The sequence below is a fragment of the Streptomyces sp. NBC_00448 genome (assembly GCF_036014115.1).
GTDB lineage: Bacteria > Actinomycetota > Actinomycetes > Streptomycetales > Streptomycetaceae > Actinacidiphila.
Window position 1 is genome coordinate 5,560,951 of the sequence record NZ_CP107913.1, and the last position, 15,285, is coordinate 5,576,235.

Here is a 15,285-nt window from a genome sequence, read left to right on the forward strand (position 1 = left end):
GAAGCCCGACAGAAGTAGGTATGCCCGATATAAGGAAGAGCGGTCGGCGGCGCGCGCGGCCCTTGTCCGGCCCGTACGGACGCGGTGCGCGGGCCGGTTCTCAGGCCGGTTTCGAGGCTGCTCCGCGGCCCTCGCGGCGGCCGGTTCCGGACCGCCCGCGCGGGCCGGTGCGCCGCGTGCTCAGCCGCAGCCGCACGAACCCCGGACGACCAGCCGGGACGGGAACTGCCGGACCCGCTCGCGGCGCGAACCGGGCACCCGCAGCGAGTCGTCGAGCACCGCGTCCACCGCGGCGCGGGCCATCGCCTGCCGGTCGGAGGCGACCGTGGTCAGCGGCGGGTCGGCGAGCGCGGCCTCCTTGACGTCGTCGAAGCCGGCCACCGCCAGCTTGCCGGGCACGTCGATCCGCAGCTCGCGGGCGGCCCGCAGCACGCCGATCGCCTGGTCGTCGGTCGCGCAGAAGATCGCCGGCGGCCGGTCCGGCCCGGCGAGCAGGCCCAGCGCGACCTGGTAGGCGTCGTAGCGGTTGTACGGCGCCTGGAAGAGCCGGCCCTCGGTGGACTTCCCGGCCTCCGCCATGGCCCGCCGCCAGCCGACCACGTGGTCGGTGACGGGGTCGCCGACCTCCGGGGTGACCTCGGTGCCGCCGAGGCAGGCGACGTAGTCGTAGCCGTGCTCCAGCAGGTGCCGGGTGGCCAGTTGGGCGCCGCCGATGTCGTCGGTGACCACCGCGATGTCGTCGATCGCCTCGGGACGCTCGTGCAGCAGCACCACCCGGGCGTCCCAGGCGTCGATCTCTATGGCGGCGTTCTCGCTGGGACCCTGGCTGATCAGGATCAGCCCGGACACCCGCATGCCGAGGAAGGCCCGCAGGTAGTGCACCTCGCGGTCGTCGAGGTAGTCGGAGTTGCCGACCAGCACCATCTTTCCGCGCTCGGACGCGGCCTGTTCGACCGCGTGCGCCATCTCCGCGAAGAACGGCTGGCGCGCGTCCGGGACGATCAGCCCGATCAGGTCGGTACGGCGGCTGGCCATCGCCTGCGCGACCCGGTCCGGGCGGTAGCCGAGCTGCTTGATGGCCGCGAGCACGCGCTCGCGGGTGGCCGGGGCTACCGGCCGGGGTCCGTTGTTGATGACATAGCTGACGACCGCGGTCGAGGTCCCCGCCAGCCTGGCCACATCGTCACGCGTCACCTTGGGCACGTCGCGCAGTCTACGCGTGTCCAACCTGCCGTCATATAAAAGTTCAGACGGTCTGCTCGGTCGAACTGTGCTTGTCCACATACTGGTCGGCGGACCGCTCGACCGAGCCCTCCGCCGGGTACCGGCGGCTTCCGGCGCGGTCGGGGTCCTCGGCGGTCCGGCCGCCCGCGCTCGCCTTGTCCGCCTTCTCGGTCCGGTCGGCCTTCTCGGGCTTCTCCGGCGTGACGAAGCGGTAGCCGACGTTGCGCACGGTGCCGATCAGCGACTCGTGCTCCACGCCGAGCTTGGCCCGCAGCCGTCGCACGTGCACGTCCACGGTGCGGGTGCCGCCGAAGTAGTCGTAGCCCCACACCTCCTGGAGCAACTGGGCGCGGGTGAAGACCCGGCCGGGGTGCTGCGCGAGGTACTTCAGCAGCTCGAACTCCTTGAAGGTCAGGTCGAGTACCCGGCCCTTGAGCTTCGCGCTGTACGTCGCCTCGTCGACCGACAGGTCGCCGTTGCGGATCTCCATCGGGCTGTCGTCGTTGCTGATCTGCTGGCGGCCCATGGCCAGCCGCAGCCGCGCCTCGACCTCGGCCGGGCCGGCGGTGTCCAGCAGCACGTCGTCGATGCCCCAGTCCGCCGTGACGGCGGCCAGGCCGCCTTCGGTGACCACCAGCATCAGCGGGCAGCCGGGGCCGGTGGAGCGCAGCAGCTGGCACAGGCTGCGCACCTGCGGCAGGTCCCGCCGGCCGTCGATCAGGATCACGTCGGCACCGGGGGTGTCGACCAGAGCCGGGCCCTCGGCGGGTGCCACGCGCACGCTGTGCAGCAGCAGACCGAGTGCGGGCAGCACTTCGGTGGAGGGTTGAAGGGCGTTGGTCAGAAGCAGGAGTGAACTCACCGGGCGCTCCCGTAGGTCGTCGTCCGGCCGCGGTACGCCGTCGCGGACGAGGGCGGTGGTGCCAGGACACGTCTCACGACCTGTCTCAAAACCGAACCCTCCTCGATTTCCGCGAGGCGACACGCATGCCGGAAAGCACGAAAGGACCCGGGGGCGACATTGCCCAGGTCCTCTTCCGGGGAACAATAGCCCACATGGACAGCCCTGCCGAGAGCGACGACAGCCTTTCGCGTGTTTCGGTGGTCACTTCGAGTGGCCGCCGGGCGGTGTTGTTGACATCCGATCGGGTGCCCGTCGAGGCGGAGCACATCCCGGCACCGGCGGGTTCCGGCCGACTGGCGATCGTGGTCGCGCACGGCTTCACCGGCGCCCTGGAGCGGCCCGCGCTGCGCCGCGCGGCCGGGCGGCTGGCGGCCTACGGCGGCGTGGTGGCCTTCTCCTTCCGCGGCCACGGCGGCTCCGGCGGACGCTCCACGGTCGGCGACCGGGAAGTGCTCGACCTGGACGCGGCGGTGCGCTGGGCACGGCAGTTGGGATACCCGGACGTGGCCACCGTCGGCTTCTCGATGGGCGGTTCGGTGGTGCTGCGGCACGCCGCGCTGTTCGGCGTGGACGCGGTGGTGTCGGTCAGCTCACCGGCCCGCTGGTACTACCGCGGCACCCCGCCGATGCGCCGGCTGCACTGGGTGGTGACCCGGCCGGTGGGGCGGCTGGTCTCGCGCTACGGGCTGCACACCCGTGTGCACACCCGCGACTGGGACCCGGTGCCGCTCTCCCCGGTGCAGGCGGTGCCGCTGATCCCGCCGGCGCCGCTGCTGATCGTGCACGGCGACCGGGACGCGTACTTCCCGCTGGACCACCCGCGCTCGCTCGCCGAGGCGGCCGGTCCCGGCGGCGCGGAGCTGTGGATCGAAGCCGGCTTCGGGCACGCGGAGAACGCGGCGGCGCCGGAACTGCTGGACCGGATCGGCACGTGGCTGACCGCCCGCTTTCCCGCGAGCTGACGCCGACGGGCCATGATGGACCCGCACGACGCACTGACCTGAGGACGGAGCGATGGCAGCACCTGACACGGCGGGGCCCGCGGCGGGCACGATCCGCTACTGGGCCGCGGCGAAGGCCGCCGCGGGCACGACGGAGGAGCCGTACCGCGCGGCGACCCTCGCCGACGCCCTGGCCGCGGCCCGCGCACGGCACGCCCGCGAACCGGAGTTCGCCCGGGTGCTGCTGCGCTGCTCCTTCCTGATCGACGGCACGCCCGTCGGCACCCGCGACCACTCCGCGGTCCCCCTGCCAGACGGCGGCACGGTGGAGGTCCTTCCGCCGTTCGCGGGAGGATGAGATGAACGACTTCCACGGCCCCGACGGGCCGCACGGCACACCTGCCGCCGACGGCGCCCCCGGGCAGACGCCCCCCGGGCAGGCCCCGGCCGAGGGCTACCCCCAGCAGCCGGCCGACGGTCACGGGCAGCCCTACGGCCACTCCTACGGTTACGCGCCGCCGGCCCCCGGCGGCTGGGGCGACGGTGCCCCCGGCTACCCCGACGGCGCCCCCGGCCCGGAGGCGTACGGCCCCGGCCCCGGCCAGGACGCCCACCCGCAGGCCGGGTACGACCCGTCCGGGTACGACCAGGGCGGATACGCCCGGCCCGGCTACGGCACCGGCTACGAGCAGGCCGGCTACGAGCAGACCGGTCACGGCCACGGCGGCTACGCGGAAAACGGCTACACACAGGGCGGCTACGCACAGCCCGATTACGTACAGCCCGGCGACCCGCGGGCAGGCGGCGGGCCGGGTGCGTACGCCGCACCCGGCGACCCCTACGGCGCGGCCGGCCCGGGCCACTCCCACGCGCCCGACGACGGGACCACCTACGTACCGGAGCCGATCGGCGTGCAGCTGCCCTCCGACGCGGAGCCCGGCAACGGATTCGGGGGGTCCGCGGCCGGCGGCACGTGGAGCGGTCAGGCGGCCGCGGGACAGGCGCAGGCGGCGCCGCCCGCCGCGGACACCTGGGCCGCGGCGCCCGCACCCGCGCCCGCCTGGGGCACCACGCCCGGCGGCGCTCCCGGATACGCGCCCGGCCAGGACGCCGACTACGGGTCCGGCTACGGAAGGCAGCCCGCACCCGCCCCCCGCCACGCCCCGGACGTACCCGCCGCCGTGGCCGCTCCCGCCGGGTACGCCCCGGCCGGAGACGAGCAGGAACCCGAACTGGAGCGGACCGCCGCGCTTCCCGTGGTTGAACAGGAAGCAGCCGTGCCGCCGCACCGGACCGGTTCGCCGATCATCCCGCCCGGCATCCAGCCCGCCGGGCTGACCGCGGTGCTCGGCCTGCTCCTGGCCGGCGGGGCGGCGGTCGGCAAGCCCGCCCTCGCGGTGGTACTGGTGCTGCTCCAGGCGGTCACCGCCGCCGGCTGGTTCCGGCTGAACGGCATGTGGCCCGCCCGGCAGGGCATCGTGCTGGCCTTCCTGTCCGGCGTCACCGTGGACATCGCGGTGCTCGCGGTCAGCGGTGGCCACGGCCCGGTCGCGCTGCTCGGCACCCTCGGGGTGTGGCTGCTGCTCGTCCTGGTGCTCCAACTGCGCCACCACGGCTCGGCCGACGAACGCCTCTCGTCGCTCACCGCGACCTCCGCCTCCACCCTGCTCACCGTGGTCGCGGGCGGCTACCTCCTCACCGCCACCTCGCACGCGGGCAGCGACCCGGTCGTGGTCGGGGCGGTCGCGGTGGCCGCCGCCACGCTGGTGCGCGCGGTGCGGCTGCCGGGCGGGGAGCCCGTCTCGCTGGCCGCCGCGCTCGTGGTGGCCGCCGCCACCGGGGTGCTCACCGGCCCGGCCACCGGCTTCGGCTCGGGGCACTCGGTGCTGCTCGCCGCCGCGGCCGGCGCCTGCGCGCTGATCGGCCTGCGGGTGGCCAGTTACGACTGGCCGTCCCGTTTCGTGCACTTCACCGCGGGGGTCGCGCTGCCGCTGACCGCGGCCGCCCCGGTCGTCTACGCCCTCGGCGCCGCACTGACCTGATCACGAGCGTGAGATAAATGATCGGCCCGACGGGAACCGTACGGGCCCCGCCGCCCGTCAGGCGTTGCGAGCGAGTCGAACGGTAGAACGGTCAACAGCCGGGGAGAACCCATGCGCGCGGCGCGAATAACACTGATCGTGGTCCTGGTCCTGGGCGCGATCTTCGTCGGGCTGGACCGGATCGCCGTGTACGTGGCCCAGAACAAGGCCGCCAGTCAGGCCCAGACCTCGGAGGGCCTGACCGACAAGCCGAAGGTGGGCATCAAGGGCTTCCCGTTCCTCACCCAGGCCCTGTCCGGCAAGCTGCACCACGTGACGATCAACGCCGACGGCGTCGCGGCGGCCAGCGGCGGCCGGAGTGTCCAGGTCGAGGACTTCCACGCCGACCTGTACGACGTGAAGCTCTCCAACGGCTACAGCGAGGCCAAGGCCGACCGCGCCACCGGCGAGGCGAAGATCAGCTACGAGGAGCTGACGAAGGCCGCGCCGGACGGGATCACCGTCTCGTACCCGGGCGGCGGCGCCACCGACACCGTGCGGATCACCGGCTCCTACCTCGGCACCCACCTCAGCGTGCTGAGCAAGCTCAGCGTCGTGGACCCGAAGTCCGGGGCCGCGCCCAACACGATCCAGTTGCACGCCGAGGGGCTGCCGAAGGAGTTCACCGCGCTCGGGCTGGAGACCAAGCTCCGCAACCAGATCGACTTCACCCCCGAGCTGACCCACCTGCCCGCGGGGCTGGGCCTGACCTCGGTCACCACCGGCCCGGACGGCATCACCATCAAGTTCGGCGGGCATGGCGTGGTTCTCGCAGGCTGAGACGCCCCTGTCCACCACGGCGGCCCCGGCCGCCCCGGCACCCCTCGTGCACCGCTCGAACGCGCGCGCGAGGGGTGCCGTGCGTGCGGCGCCCGCAGCTCGTCTTGTTATATGGACAGTCTCGTCTCGTCATGCGATACACCGGTGACACTTCGCGCTTTATTTCCCTACGATCGGGACTCATGAAGCGACAGGCGGACCTCACAAAGCGGCGGGCAGTGGACCTGTGCCGCGTGGCCGCCATGCTCTGTCGACTTTCCTGAAGGGCGCCCGCCCCGCCGCGACGCCGCGGCCCGATGGCCCTCCGCGGCCGGCGCTCCGCCCTCCCAGCTGCCGCAAGGCACCCCCGACGCGCCCGCGCGCTTCGACGCAAGTGACCGCGCCACCGCACATTCCGTACTGCCCCGGAGGAGATCAGCATGAGCCGCAGTGACGTCCTCGTGGACGCCGACTGGGTCGAGGCCCACATCGACGACCCGAAGGTGGTCATCGTCGAGGTGGACGAGGACACCTCGGCCTACGAGAAGAACCACATCAAGAACGCGGTCCGCATCGACTGGAAGTCCGACCTCCAGGACCCGGTCCGCCGCGACTTCGTCGACCAGGCCGGCTTCGAGGCACTGCTGTCGGCCAAGGGCATCGCCAACGACGACACCGTCGTGCTGTACGGCGGCAACAACAACTGGTTCGCGTCCTACGCGTACTGGTACTTCAAGCTCTACGGCCACGACGCGGTGAAGCTGCTCGACGGCGGCCGCAAGAAGTGGGAGCTGGACGCCCGCGAGCTGGTCGACGAGGTGCCCGCGCGCGCCGCGACGACGTACCGGGCCAAGGCCCAGGACACCTCGATCCGCGCCTACCGCGACGACGTGGTGGCCGCGATCGGCGCGCAGAACCTGGTCGACGTGCGTTCGCCCGACGAGTTCTCCGGGAAGCTGCTCGCCCCCGCGCACCTGCCGCAGGAGCAGTCGCAGCGCCCCGGCCACGTGCCGAGCGCGCGCAACATCCCGTGGTCGAAGAACGCCAACGACGACGGCACCTTCAAGTCGGACGACGAGCTGAAGGCGCTCTACGCCGAGGAGCAGGTCGACCTCGCCACGGACACCATCGCCTACTGCCGGATCGGCGAGCGCTCCGCGCTCACCTGGTTCGTGCTGCACGAGCTGCTCGGCGTGAGCAACGTCAAGAACTACGACGGCTCGTGGACCGAGTACGGGTCCCTGGTCGGCGTGCCGATCGAACTCGGCTCGAACTGACTTCGAGCAGGACCTAGACGAGGCGAGGACTGAACCTTATGTGTGGAGCGAAGGCCGGCGGCCCGGACCTGGCAGGAGTTGACGTGGCGAACGAGACGATCATCCAGGGGTCCGTGACCCGCGACGGCGAGCCGGTCAGCGGCTATGTGCGGCTGCTGGACGGCGGCGGCGAGTTCACGGCGGAGGTGCCGACCTCGGCCACCGGGCAGTTCCGCTTCTTCGCCGCCCCCGGCACCTGGACCCTGCGCGCCCTCGTCCCGGGCGCCACGGTCGACCGCACGGTGGTGGCCCAGCAGGGCGCCGCGGCAGAGGTCGCCATCGCCGTCTGACCCGGCCCCGGAGACCCGGACGGGCCGCACCCCGCGCAAGGGGGTGCGGCCCGTTCGCATGCTCTGTTCGGTGGAGCCGTGGAGCCGTGGAGCCGTGGAGCCGTGGAGCCGTGGGGCCGTGAGCCCGTGGGGCAGGGTCAGTCGCGGTGGCGCTTGCGGTTGCGGTTTCCCTCGTCCAACTCCGCCCACCACGCGTCCGACTGCGGGTCGCCGCATCCGCCGCGCATCCGCTTGTCCGGCTCGGGCGCGGCCTCGTCGGCTTTCCGGTCGGCTTCCTTGCCGCCGCGTGGGCCCTTCTCGTCCCACCACCGGTCCTCGGGGCCTTTCCGGTTCGCCACGATCGCCGCGACGGGCGGGATCACCATGGCGAACAGGCACATGCCGATGGCCGCCTGCACCGACCAGAGGCGCACGACGGACCACGCCAGGACGAAGAGCACTACGCAGGTGCCCATCATGGCGAAATACCAGTGACGACGACGCGCGTACACACTTCAACGGTACGACCCGTACCCCCGAATGGCACCTGCCCGAACAGGCCGACGGGCCGGGGCCCAGCCGGGGCAGGGAAGGTGCCGCGCCCCCCGCGCGGCGCGTCGGCCGCGCCCCGGGCGGCTCAGCCCGCGGCGGCGTCGAGCAGGATGCGGACCAGCTCGTCGGGCTGCGAGAACATCGGCCAGTGCCCGGTGTCCATCTCGACCAGCTCCCAGGTGTCGCCGGTGAGCAGCTCCGCGACGGTCCCGCTCGGCTCCGGCCAGTCCAGCAGGCACTTGATGTACGTCGCCGGCAGGGCTTCCAGCGGGCGGGGGAGCGCCGCCGGCTCGGTGAGGCTCGCACCCGGGTGGGGTGTGGCGCCGGCCAGCAGCCGGGCGGTCTGCTCGGGGGTGAGTCCCTGGCCGTCGAGGTCCTCCGGCCCGGGCGGCGCCCAGAAGCCGCCGCCCGCGGTGACCGCCTCGGCCACCTCGCCGCCACCCGGGAAGCTCGTCACGAACGACCCGCCCTCGACCGGCACGTTGGCGTCCACGAACACCACGCGGGTCAGCCGGTCCCCGATCCGCCCCGCGGCCTGGCCGACCGGGATGCCCGAGTAGCTGTGCCCGACCAGGACCACGTCGTGCAGGTCGGCGTCCTCGACCGCGCTGACGATGTCCCGCACGTGGGCCTGCTGCCCGGCCGGCTCCTCGCCGCCGCGCTCCGCGACCCCGGTGAGCGTGAGCGGGTGGGCGCCGTGGCCGGCCACCCGCAGCCGCGCCGCCACCTCGTCCCACGCCGACGAACCGAGCCAGGCGCCTGGCACAAGTACGAAATCCGTCATGCCCGCAACCTAGCCGAGCGGTCGGACAACGGCCGTGCGGGCCGTGCGGGCCGCGCCCCCCGTTGTCATACGCCCAGGTCAGGCGGGAGCCGCGCGGGGAGACCGCGCGGGGAAGCCGCGCGCCGGGGGGCTCAGTAGACGAGCGCCTGCACACCGTCCTTGGTGATCTCGCTGACGAACACCTGCGCGCCCGCGATCCGTACACCATCCATGACGTCGCGCTCGGTGATGTCACGGCGGGCCGCGCACTGCGTGCACAGGGTGACCTGGCCGCCGGCCAGCACGGCGTCGAGCAGGTCGGGCAGCGGCGCGGAGTGCGGGAGTTCGAACTCCGCGGCCCGCCCGGGCAGGGCGAACCACGCGGACTCGCCGGTGAGCCAGAGCGACACGTCCACCCCGCTGGCCACGGCGACCGCCGCCACGGTGAACGCCTGCGAGCACCGCTCGGGCGCGTCCGCGCCTGCCGTCACCTTGATCACGACTTTATTTGTCATACGAGCACCCTAAGCGGTGATATAAAGCAGACCCGCGCGGATCGTACGCGCGTACACATACGTGCCCGGGGGGGCTTGGGTGGGAATCAAGGACGGCAGAGGCCGTCGTGGGGGGCTTGCCGCCGCCGTGACCGGACTGGTCGCGCTGGCGGCGGTGACGGCCGGCGCGGTGATCACGTTCGGCTCGTCCCCGGGGGGAGCGGACGCCGCCGCCACGCCCTCGGCCACGGCTTCGAGGACCGGCGCCGGCGCACCGTCCGGTTCCGCCTCCGCCTCGTCCCCCGCGCCGAGCGCGTCGCCCACGGCGAAGAAGCCCGCCGGACAGATGGCGCACGGCACCCACACCGGCGACCTGCGGTACTTCCTGGTCCCCCCGCCCGACGGCGCCGACGTCTACGGTGACCCGGCGGGCAGCGCCGACTCCGCCGCCGACGTGGCCGCGGGCTCGGCGGACGGCAGCCAGGCCGCGCGGGCTCTTTCCACCTACGGATTCCGCAGCGCCGCGAGCCGTACATACCTGACGGCCGACGGCGGGTCCGAGGTGTCCGTCGAGCTGGTCCGCTTCCGCGGGCCGAACCAGGCGGCGGCGTACTACTCCTCCTCCGGCTACCAGGCCACCACGCTTCCGCTGCAAGGGAGTTACCCCGCCCGCGGGTACGACCTGGCGTCCGGGTCGGCCGAGTCCTCGGACACGCTGCTGGCGATCTCCTACCAGGGCGACGTGCACATCACGATCTCGGTGACCGGTGGGAAGGCGCCCTCCCGCGCCCTGCTGCAGCACCTGCTCGACGCGCAGTACCAGAGGCTGAGGACGGGTCGCTGACCCGCTCTCCCCATCCCGTGGAGTGACCCCTTGACCCAGGACACCCCTGTCCAGGAACCGGACCCCGTCCCGGTTCCGGAACAGGTTCCAGAACCGGTTCCCGTACAGGACGCGGAGCCGATCGCGGCACCGGCCACGGAGCCGGTCACCGAGCCGTTCGCCGAGCCGGCTGCCGAGTCCGCGGCAGAGCTCGTCGCAGAGCCGACCGCGGAACCCGTCGCAGAGTCTGCGGCGGAACCGGCCGCAGAACCGCTCGCCGAACCCTTTCCGGGGCCCTTCCCCGAGCCCCCGACGTACAAGCCGCGGCGGCGCGGGCGGACCACGCTGCTGATCGCGGCGGCCGCGGTGCTCGGCGTGCTCGCGGGCGGCGGCCTCGGCTACCACATCCAGCAGAAGCGCTCGCCGACGCCGCTGCCGCCGCTCACCGGACCGGTGCTCGCCCAGCCCAAGGGGGCCGGCCCGGCGGCGCCGAAGCTGCCCGCCGCCCAGGACGGCGGCCTGGTCTACCGGGGCGACCTGCTCAAGCTGCTCGTGCCGACGCCCAAGGGCGCCAAGGAGGAGACCCGGGACTGGGTGTCGCTGCTGGAGTACGCCGACGGCTACACCCACGCCGGGAGCATGTTCAGCACGTTCGCGAGCGAGTCCTTCCAGCGCAGCGTCGAGGCGGACTGGACCGACAAGCAGGGCGACTACTACGAGGTGCACCTCACGCAGTTCCGGGACGAGGGCTACGCCGAGACGCCGTCGCTCTTCCAGGACCAGCGGAACAACGCCGACAGGTCGCCGAACAGCGGCCCCGGGACGGACCTCGCGGGCGTCACGGACGGCAGGTCATGGGGTTCGGCGAAGCCGTACCAGGAGGCCGGATACCTGACCTACTACCTCGCTCGCGGCCTCGGGCGGGTCGGCAACATCTACGTCGAGGTCTACATCGACTCGCTGCACCCGGTGAAGTCCGGGCGGATCAAGCCCATTCTCGGGAAGCAACTGGAGCGGCTGTGAGCGACGAGACCCCTCCGCGGAGACCGGAAGACTTTCCGGCCGCTGCCCCGGACCTGCCTCCGGCCGTACCCCCGGCCGAGCCTCCGGCCGTGTCCTCGGACGTCGCCCCTGGCACGCCGCCCGTGCCGATGCTCCCCGCGGCACCCCCGCTTCCGCCGGAGACGGCCGGGCCCGCTCCCGTACGGTCCAGGCGCGGGCTCGCGCTCGGGCTCGCCGTGCTGGTCGCGGTCGTGGCGGGCGGCGGCGTCGGGTACGCCGTGCTGCACGGCAAGGACGGCAGGACGGACGCGAAGCCCGCCGCCACCCCGTGGACCGAGCCGACCCCGACCGCCACCAAGGCGTTCGGCACGCGGTCCGGCGGCAGCCACTACGGCAGCCCGCGACTGCTGCTCCTGCCGATCCCCGGCGGCTACCTGCCCGGCCCCGACGTGGACGAGTACGGCAACGACGTCGCGCTCGACGCCGAGCAGGCACAGCGACTGGTCAAGGGCGACTCCCGGGACATGTCCGCGAAGGAGCGCAAGGAGCTGAACGAAGCGGTGGACAGCCTCCACATCGAGAGCGCGGGGATGCGGACCTACACCCAGACCGGCGGCGGGCTGGTGGTCCAGATACGCATCGTGCAGATGAGGAACAAGCAGGCGGCGAGGGCGGAGACCGACTACTTCACCGCCTTCACCAAGGCCATGGGCGTCTTCCGTACCGGCCCGAAGGTGAAGGGCTACCCGAAGGCGACCTGCGTCCTGCCGCCCGCCGAGCCGGGCGACGCCCTGGACGAGATGACCTGCCAGGCGACCGAGGGCGACCTGATGGTGACGATGACCGCCGACGGCCCGCGGCCGCTGGCGAAGTCCGACGCGGTCGACCTGCTGCGCGACCAGCTGGACCGGATCAAGGACCCGGGGATGACGGTCTGATGACGGAGACGACGACACCTGAGACGCCGGCCGAGACGCCGGCCGAGACGGCAGCAGAGGCCCCGGCCGAGCCGGCACCCGTGACGGCCGCCCCCGAACCGTCCGAACCGCCCGCGCCGCCCATGCCGCCGGCCGCACCGCCGTTCGTGCCGCGGCCGCCCAGGCGGAAGCTGCGGGCCGCGATCCGGTGGACCGCCGCCGTGCTGGTCTTCGCCGCGCTCGGCGGGGCGGCGACGTACGCCGTGACGCAGCCGGAGCGGACGAAGATCCCCGGGCTCAAGACACCCGACGACGGCCGCTGGGCGTATCCGCCGATCGCGCTGCCGAAGCTTCCCTCGGGCAAGCCGCGCCCGCTGGTCTCGGCCAACCCCTCCGGCGCGCACTACGCCGACGAGCGGTCGCTCCTGCTGCCGCTGCCCGAACAGGCCGTGCCGGACCGCTCCTTCCCCGGCACGACCGGGTGGCTGCCGACCGCGGCCTACCAGAAGCGGTACGACTTCGGCCTCCCGGACGTCGCGCGCGACGCCGACCTCGCGCTGCGCGCCGACGCGGTGCGGCACATCGCCGCCCGCGCCTGGACCATGCCCGACGGCACCAGGACCGAGGTCTACCTGGTGCAGTTCCTCACCACCGGGTACCGCGTCGTCTACTTCGACGGCATGGCGGGCGTCTCGGTCAGGGGCGCACTCGACACCGTCGAGGACCTCAAGGTGCAGTCCCCGTCGATCCCGCGGGCGGTCGCCGTGACCGCCCAGGCCGAGCTGAAGTCGAGCGGGGACACCTCGACCCGTTTCGCGATGCTCAACGCGGGCGACACGTTCGCCCTGGTGGTGCAGACCCGCAAGGGCCCGCTGCCCGCGGTGCCCTTCCACCAGACGGTCCGCCTGCAGGCCCAGTTGCTTGGCTGAGCCACCACGGGCGCGGCCTGGCCGCGCCCGTGGCAGGGCCGCGCACTAGACTTGCCCGCGGTTCGTGCCGTACCCGCGCGCGGACCTGCACCGTCTGCCGCCCGAGGAGCCCCTCCGTGGAAATCCAGTACTACTTCGACGCCCTGCTCGTCCTGGTCTGCCTGGGCGTCGCCGCGTTCGCGCTCTACGCGGTGAAGAAGCTGTACCAGGGCCAGCGCTGACATGATCGAGATCCCCTCCGACCTGCACCCGACGCTGGTCCCGCTCGCCTTCCTGCTGGGGCGCTGGACCGGGGCGGGCGTGCACGACTTCCCCGGCGCCGAGAAGTGCAACTTCGGGCAGGAGGTCGCCTTCACCCACGACGGCCGGCCGTTCCTGGAGTACACCTCGCACACCTGGGTGCTGGACGAGGAGGGCCGCAAGGTCAGGCCGCTGGAGTCCGAGACCGGCTACTGGCGGATCGACGCCGAGCGCAAGGTGGACGTGACCACCACCCGCGACGAGGGCGTCGTCGAGATCTGGACCGGCGAGCTGGCCGACGGCAAGCCGCAGATCGACCTGGTCACGGACGCGGTGGCGCGGCTGCCGGTCGCCCCCGCGTACAGCGGCGGCAAGCGGCTCTACGGGTACGTCAACAGCGACCTGATGTGGGTCGGCGAGAAGGCCACCCCCGAGGTGCCGCTGCGCGCGTACATGTCCGCGCACCTGAAGAAGGTGGTGGACCCCAAGGAGTGGGCCGCCGATGTGAAGGACCTTCCCGACGACGGAATCGCCTTCTTCAAGTAGGCGTACCTACACTGGCCCTGTGGCGAGCACTGACTGGAAGAGCGATCTGCGGCAGCGCGGGTACCGGCTGACCCCGCAGCGCGAGCTTGTCCTGGAGGCCGTCGACGCCCTCGACCACGCGACGCCCGAGGGCATCCTGTGCGAGGTGCGCAAGACCGCCTCCGGGATCAACATCTCCACGGTCTACCGGACCCTGGAGCTGCTGGAGGAACTGGGCCTGGTCAACCACGCCCACCTGGGCCACGGCGCCCCCACCTACCACCTCGCCGACCGGTACGACCACATGCACCTGGTCTGCCGGGACTGCGACCGGGTGACCGAGGCCGACGTGAGCTTCGCGGCCCCGCTCAAGGACGGGCTGCGCGCGGAGTTCGGCTTCGAGACGGACATGAAGCACTTCGCGATCTTCGGCCGCTGCCGGGACTGCGCCCGCAAGGCCGCGCAGGAAAGCTAGCGCCGTACGCTTGACCGCATGAACAAGAGCCCTTTGCTGTCGCTGCCCGGCGCCGTCCCCGCAGAAGGCCCTGACGAAGGCGTCGCCGCCCACTACGGCGACCTGTTCCGCGAGCAGCGCGCGCTCGCGGACGGCACCGGTTTCGTGGACCTGTCGCACCGCGGAGTCGTCACCGTCAGCGGGGCGGACCGGCTCTCCTGGCTGCACCTGCTGCTCACCCAGCACGTCGAGCAGCTCCCGCCGCACCAGGCCACCGAGGCACTGATCCTGTCCGCGCACGGCCACATCGAGCACGCCCTGTACCTGGTCGACGACGGCACCACCACATGGATGCACGTCGAACCCGGCAGCCAGGAGGCGCTGATCGCCTACCTGGAGAGCATGAAGTTCTTCTACCGGGTCGAAGTCGCCGACGCCACCGACCAGTACGCGGTGGTGTACCTGCCGGCCGGTTCGATCGCCCAGGTGCCCACCGAGTGGGCGGTGCGCGAGACGCCGTACGGCCGCGACGTGTTCGTGCCGCGCGACAAGCTGGAGGGCTTCACGGCCACGGCGGGTCCCGCGGCCGGAGTGCTCGCCCACGAGGCGCTGCGAATCGAGGCGCACCGGCCGCGGGTGGGCCTGGAGACCGATCACCGTACGATCCCGCACGAGCTGGGGTGGCTGGAGAGCGCGGTGCACCTGCAGAAGGGGTGCTACCGGGGCCAGGAGACCGTCGCCCGCGTGCACAACCTGGGGCGGCCGCCGCGCCGCCTCGTCTTCCTCCACCTCGACGGCAGCGAGGTGCGGCTGCCGGCCCACGGCGCTCCCGTGCGCGTCGCCGTCGAAGGCGCCGACCCCGCCGAGGGCCGCGCGATCGGCTTCGTCACCTCTTCCGCCCGGCACTGGGAACTGGGCCCCATCGCCCTCGCCCTGGTCAAGCGGAACACCCCGGAGCACGCGACGCTGATCGCCGACGAGAACACCGCGGCGGCCCAGGAGACGGTGGTCGCGCCGTAGCCGCGCCGGCAGTGCGGTCCACGGCCCGCCCGCGCACCGCGAGGTCCGGGGGCGGGCCGTGGATCTCCGGGC

The 15,285-nt window shown here is 72.9% G+C and carries 18 protein-coding genes; 13 read left to right on the forward strand and 5 right to left on the reverse strand.

From position 1 onward, the window contains the following. Positions 1–180: 180 nt before the first annotated feature. Together OG370_RS23720 and OG370_RS23725 are read right to left on the reverse strand one after the other, a co-directional pair. Positions 181–1,203 (reverse strand): LacI family DNA-binding transcriptional regulator, encoded by a 1,023-nt coding sequence (locus tag OG370_RS23720; RefSeq protein WP_328474344.1) that lies wholly within the window; start codon positions 1,201–1,203, stop codon positions 181–183. Positions 1,204–1,246: 43 nt separating this feature from the next. Further along, entirely contained in the window at positions 1,247–2,086 is an 840-nt protein-coding gene (locus OG370_RS23725; protein ID WP_328467492.1) for a response regulator transcription factor, read from the reverse strand. A gap of 194 nt (positions 2,087–2,280) precedes the next feature. Here OG370_RS23725 and OG370_RS23730 point away from each other — a divergent pair, with 194 nt between their 5' ends. The 6 genes from OG370_RS23730 to OG370_RS23755 all read left to right on the forward strand — a co-directional run bounded on the left by OG370_RS23730 (position 2,281) and on the right by OG370_RS23755 (position 7,515). Then, a complete protein-coding gene (locus OG370_RS23730) occupies positions 2,281–3,090 on the forward strand; it encodes an alpha/beta hydrolase (RefSeq protein ID WP_328467494.1) in 810 nt (269 codons plus the stop codon). Between the two features lie 52 nt (positions 3,091–3,142). Beyond that, positions 3,143–3,427 carry a MoaD/ThiS family protein gene (locus OG370_RS23735; protein ID WP_328467496.1) on the forward strand — a complete coding sequence of 95 codons (285 nt, stop codon included), beginning with the start codon at positions 3,143–3,145 and terminating at the stop codon, positions 3,425–3,427. 1 nt (position 3,428) lies between these two features. Next, on the forward strand, positions 3,429–5,111 hold the full coding sequence (locus OG370_RS23740) for a hypothetical protein (protein WP_328467498.1): 1,683 nt from the start codon (positions 3,429–3,431) through the stop codon (positions 5,109–5,111). 111 nt (positions 5,112–5,222) lie between these two features. Then, positions 5,223–5,930, forward strand: a complete 708-nt coding sequence (locus tag OG370_RS23745) for an LmeA family phospholipid-binding protein (RefSeq protein ID WP_328467500.1) — start codon at positions 5,223–5,225, stop codon at positions 5,928–5,930. Positions 5,931–6,349: 419 nt separating this feature from the next. After that, positions 6,350–7,186, forward strand: a complete 837-nt coding sequence (locus OG370_RS23750; RefSeq protein WP_328467502.1) for a sulfurtransferase — start codon at positions 6,350–6,352, stop codon at positions 7,184–7,186. Positions 7,187–7,224: 38 nt separating this feature from the next. Next, the gene (locus OG370_RS23755; protein ID WP_069466740.1) at positions 7,225–7,515 is read left to right on the forward strand and encodes a DUF1416 domain-containing protein; all 291 of its coding nucleotides are present in this window, start codon (positions 7,225–7,227) and stop codon (positions 7,513–7,515) included. Between the two features lie 137 nt (positions 7,516–7,652). Here the strand turns inward: OG370_RS23755 and OG370_RS41540 are convergent, their stop codons facing one another. From OG370_RS41540 to OG370_RS23770, 3 genes are all read right to left on the reverse strand, one after another. After that, positions 7,653–8,006 (reverse strand): DUF3099 domain-containing protein, encoded by a 354-nt coding sequence (locus OG370_RS41540; RefSeq protein WP_443060732.1) that lies wholly within the window; start codon positions 8,004–8,006, stop codon positions 7,653–7,655. Between the two features lie 125 nt (positions 8,007–8,131). Beyond that, positions 8,132–8,830, reverse strand: a complete 699-nt coding sequence (locus OG370_RS23765) for an alpha/beta fold hydrolase (RefSeq protein ID WP_328467507.1) — start codon at positions 8,828–8,830, stop codon at positions 8,132–8,134. A 131-nt stretch (positions 8,831–8,961) separates the two neighbouring features. Further along, positions 8,962–9,324, reverse strand: a complete 363-nt coding sequence (locus tag OG370_RS23770; RefSeq protein ID WP_328467509.1) for a DsrE family protein — start codon at positions 9,322–9,324, stop codon at positions 8,962–8,964. A 127-nt stretch (positions 9,325–9,451) separates the two neighbouring features. Here OG370_RS23770 and OG370_RS23775 point away from each other — a divergent pair, with 127 nt between their 5' ends. The 7 genes from OG370_RS23775 to ygfZ all read left to right on the forward strand — a co-directional run bounded on the left by OG370_RS23775 (position 9,452) and on the right by ygfZ (position 15,213). After that, complete coding sequence (locus OG370_RS23775) at positions 9,452–10,147, forward strand: hypothetical protein (RefSeq protein ID WP_328467511.1); 696 nt, start codon at positions 9,452–9,454, stop codon at positions 10,145–10,147. A gap of 30 nt (positions 10,148–10,177) precedes the next feature. After that, entirely contained in the window at positions 10,178–11,149 is a 972-nt protein-coding gene (locus tag OG370_RS23780; RefSeq protein ID WP_328467513.1) for a hypothetical protein, read from the forward strand. An 89-nt stretch (positions 11,150–11,238) separates the two neighbouring features. Beyond that, a complete protein-coding gene (locus tag OG370_RS23785; protein ID WP_328467515.1) occupies positions 11,239–12,066 on the forward strand; it encodes a hypothetical protein in 828 nt (275 codons plus the stop codon). Next, the gene (locus OG370_RS23790; protein ID WP_328467517.1) at positions 12,066–12,974 is read left to right on the forward strand and encodes a hypothetical protein; all 909 of its coding nucleotides are present in this window, start codon (positions 12,066–12,068) and stop codon (positions 12,972–12,974) included. The genes OG370_RS23785 and OG370_RS23790 overlap by 1 nt, the downstream gene beginning before the upstream one ends. Before the next feature lie 222 nt (positions 12,975–13,196). After that, complete coding sequence (locus OG370_RS23795; protein ID WP_328467519.1) at positions 13,197–13,760, forward strand: FABP family protein; 564 nt, start codon at positions 13,197–13,199, stop codon at positions 13,758–13,760. A gap of 19 nt (positions 13,761–13,779) precedes the next feature. After that, complete coding sequence (locus tag OG370_RS23800) at positions 13,780–14,214, forward strand: Fur family transcriptional regulator (protein ID WP_328467522.1); 435 nt, start codon at positions 13,780–13,782, stop codon at positions 14,212–14,214. Positions 14,215–14,232: 18 nt separating this feature from the next. Further along, entirely contained in the window at positions 14,233–15,213 is a 981-nt protein-coding gene (gene ygfZ / locus OG370_RS23805; RefSeq protein ID WP_328467524.1) for a CAF17-like 4Fe-4S cluster assembly/insertion protein YgfZ, read from the forward strand. Positions 15,214–15,285 lie beyond the last annotated feature (72 nt).

Excerpts from the sequence above, each read along its gene's own strand:
- OG370_RS23770 (WP_328467509.1), bottom strand. The coding sequence starts at position 9,324 with ATGACAAATAAAGTCGTGATCAAGGTGACGGCAGGCGCGGACGCGCCC.
- OG370_RS23745 (WP_328467500.1), top strand. The coding sequence starts at position 5,223 with ATGCGCGCGGCGCGAATAACACTGATCGTGGTCCTGGTCCTGGGCGCG.
- OG370_RS23790 (WP_328467517.1), top strand. The coding sequence starts at position 12,066 with ATGACGGAGACGACGACACCTGAGACGCCGGCCGAGACGCCGGCCGAG.
- OG370_RS23730 (WP_328467494.1), top strand. The coding sequence starts at position 2,281 with ATGGACAGCCCTGCCGAGAGCGACGACAGCCTTTCGCGTGTTTCGGTG.
- ygfZ (WP_328467524.1), top strand. The coding sequence starts at position 14,233 with ATGAACAAGAGCCCTTTGCTGTCGCTGCCCGGCGCCGTCCCCGCAGAA.
- OG370_RS23735 (WP_328467496.1), top strand. The coding sequence starts at position 3,143 with ATGGCAGCACCTGACACGGCGGGGCCCGCGGCGGGCACGATCCGCTAC.
- OG370_RS23740 (WP_328467498.1), top strand. The coding sequence starts at position 3,429 with ATGAACGACTTCCACGGCCCCGACGGGCCGCACGGCACACCTGCCGCC.
- OG370_RS23795 (WP_328467519.1), top strand. The coding sequence starts at position 13,197 with ATGATCGAGATCCCCTCCGACCTGCACCCGACGCTGGTCCCGCTCGCC.
- OG370_RS23750 (WP_328467502.1), top strand. The coding sequence starts at position 6,350 with ATGAGCCGCAGTGACGTCCTCGTGGACGCCGACTGGGTCGAGGCCCAC.
- OG370_RS23755 (WP_069466740.1), top strand. The coding sequence starts at position 7,225 with ATGTGTGGAGCGAAGGCCGGCGGCCCGGACCTGGCAGGAGTTGACGTG.
- OG370_RS23765 (WP_328467507.1), bottom strand. The coding sequence starts at position 8,830 with ATGACGGATTTCGTACTTGTGCCAGGCGCCTGGCTCGGTTCGTCGGCG.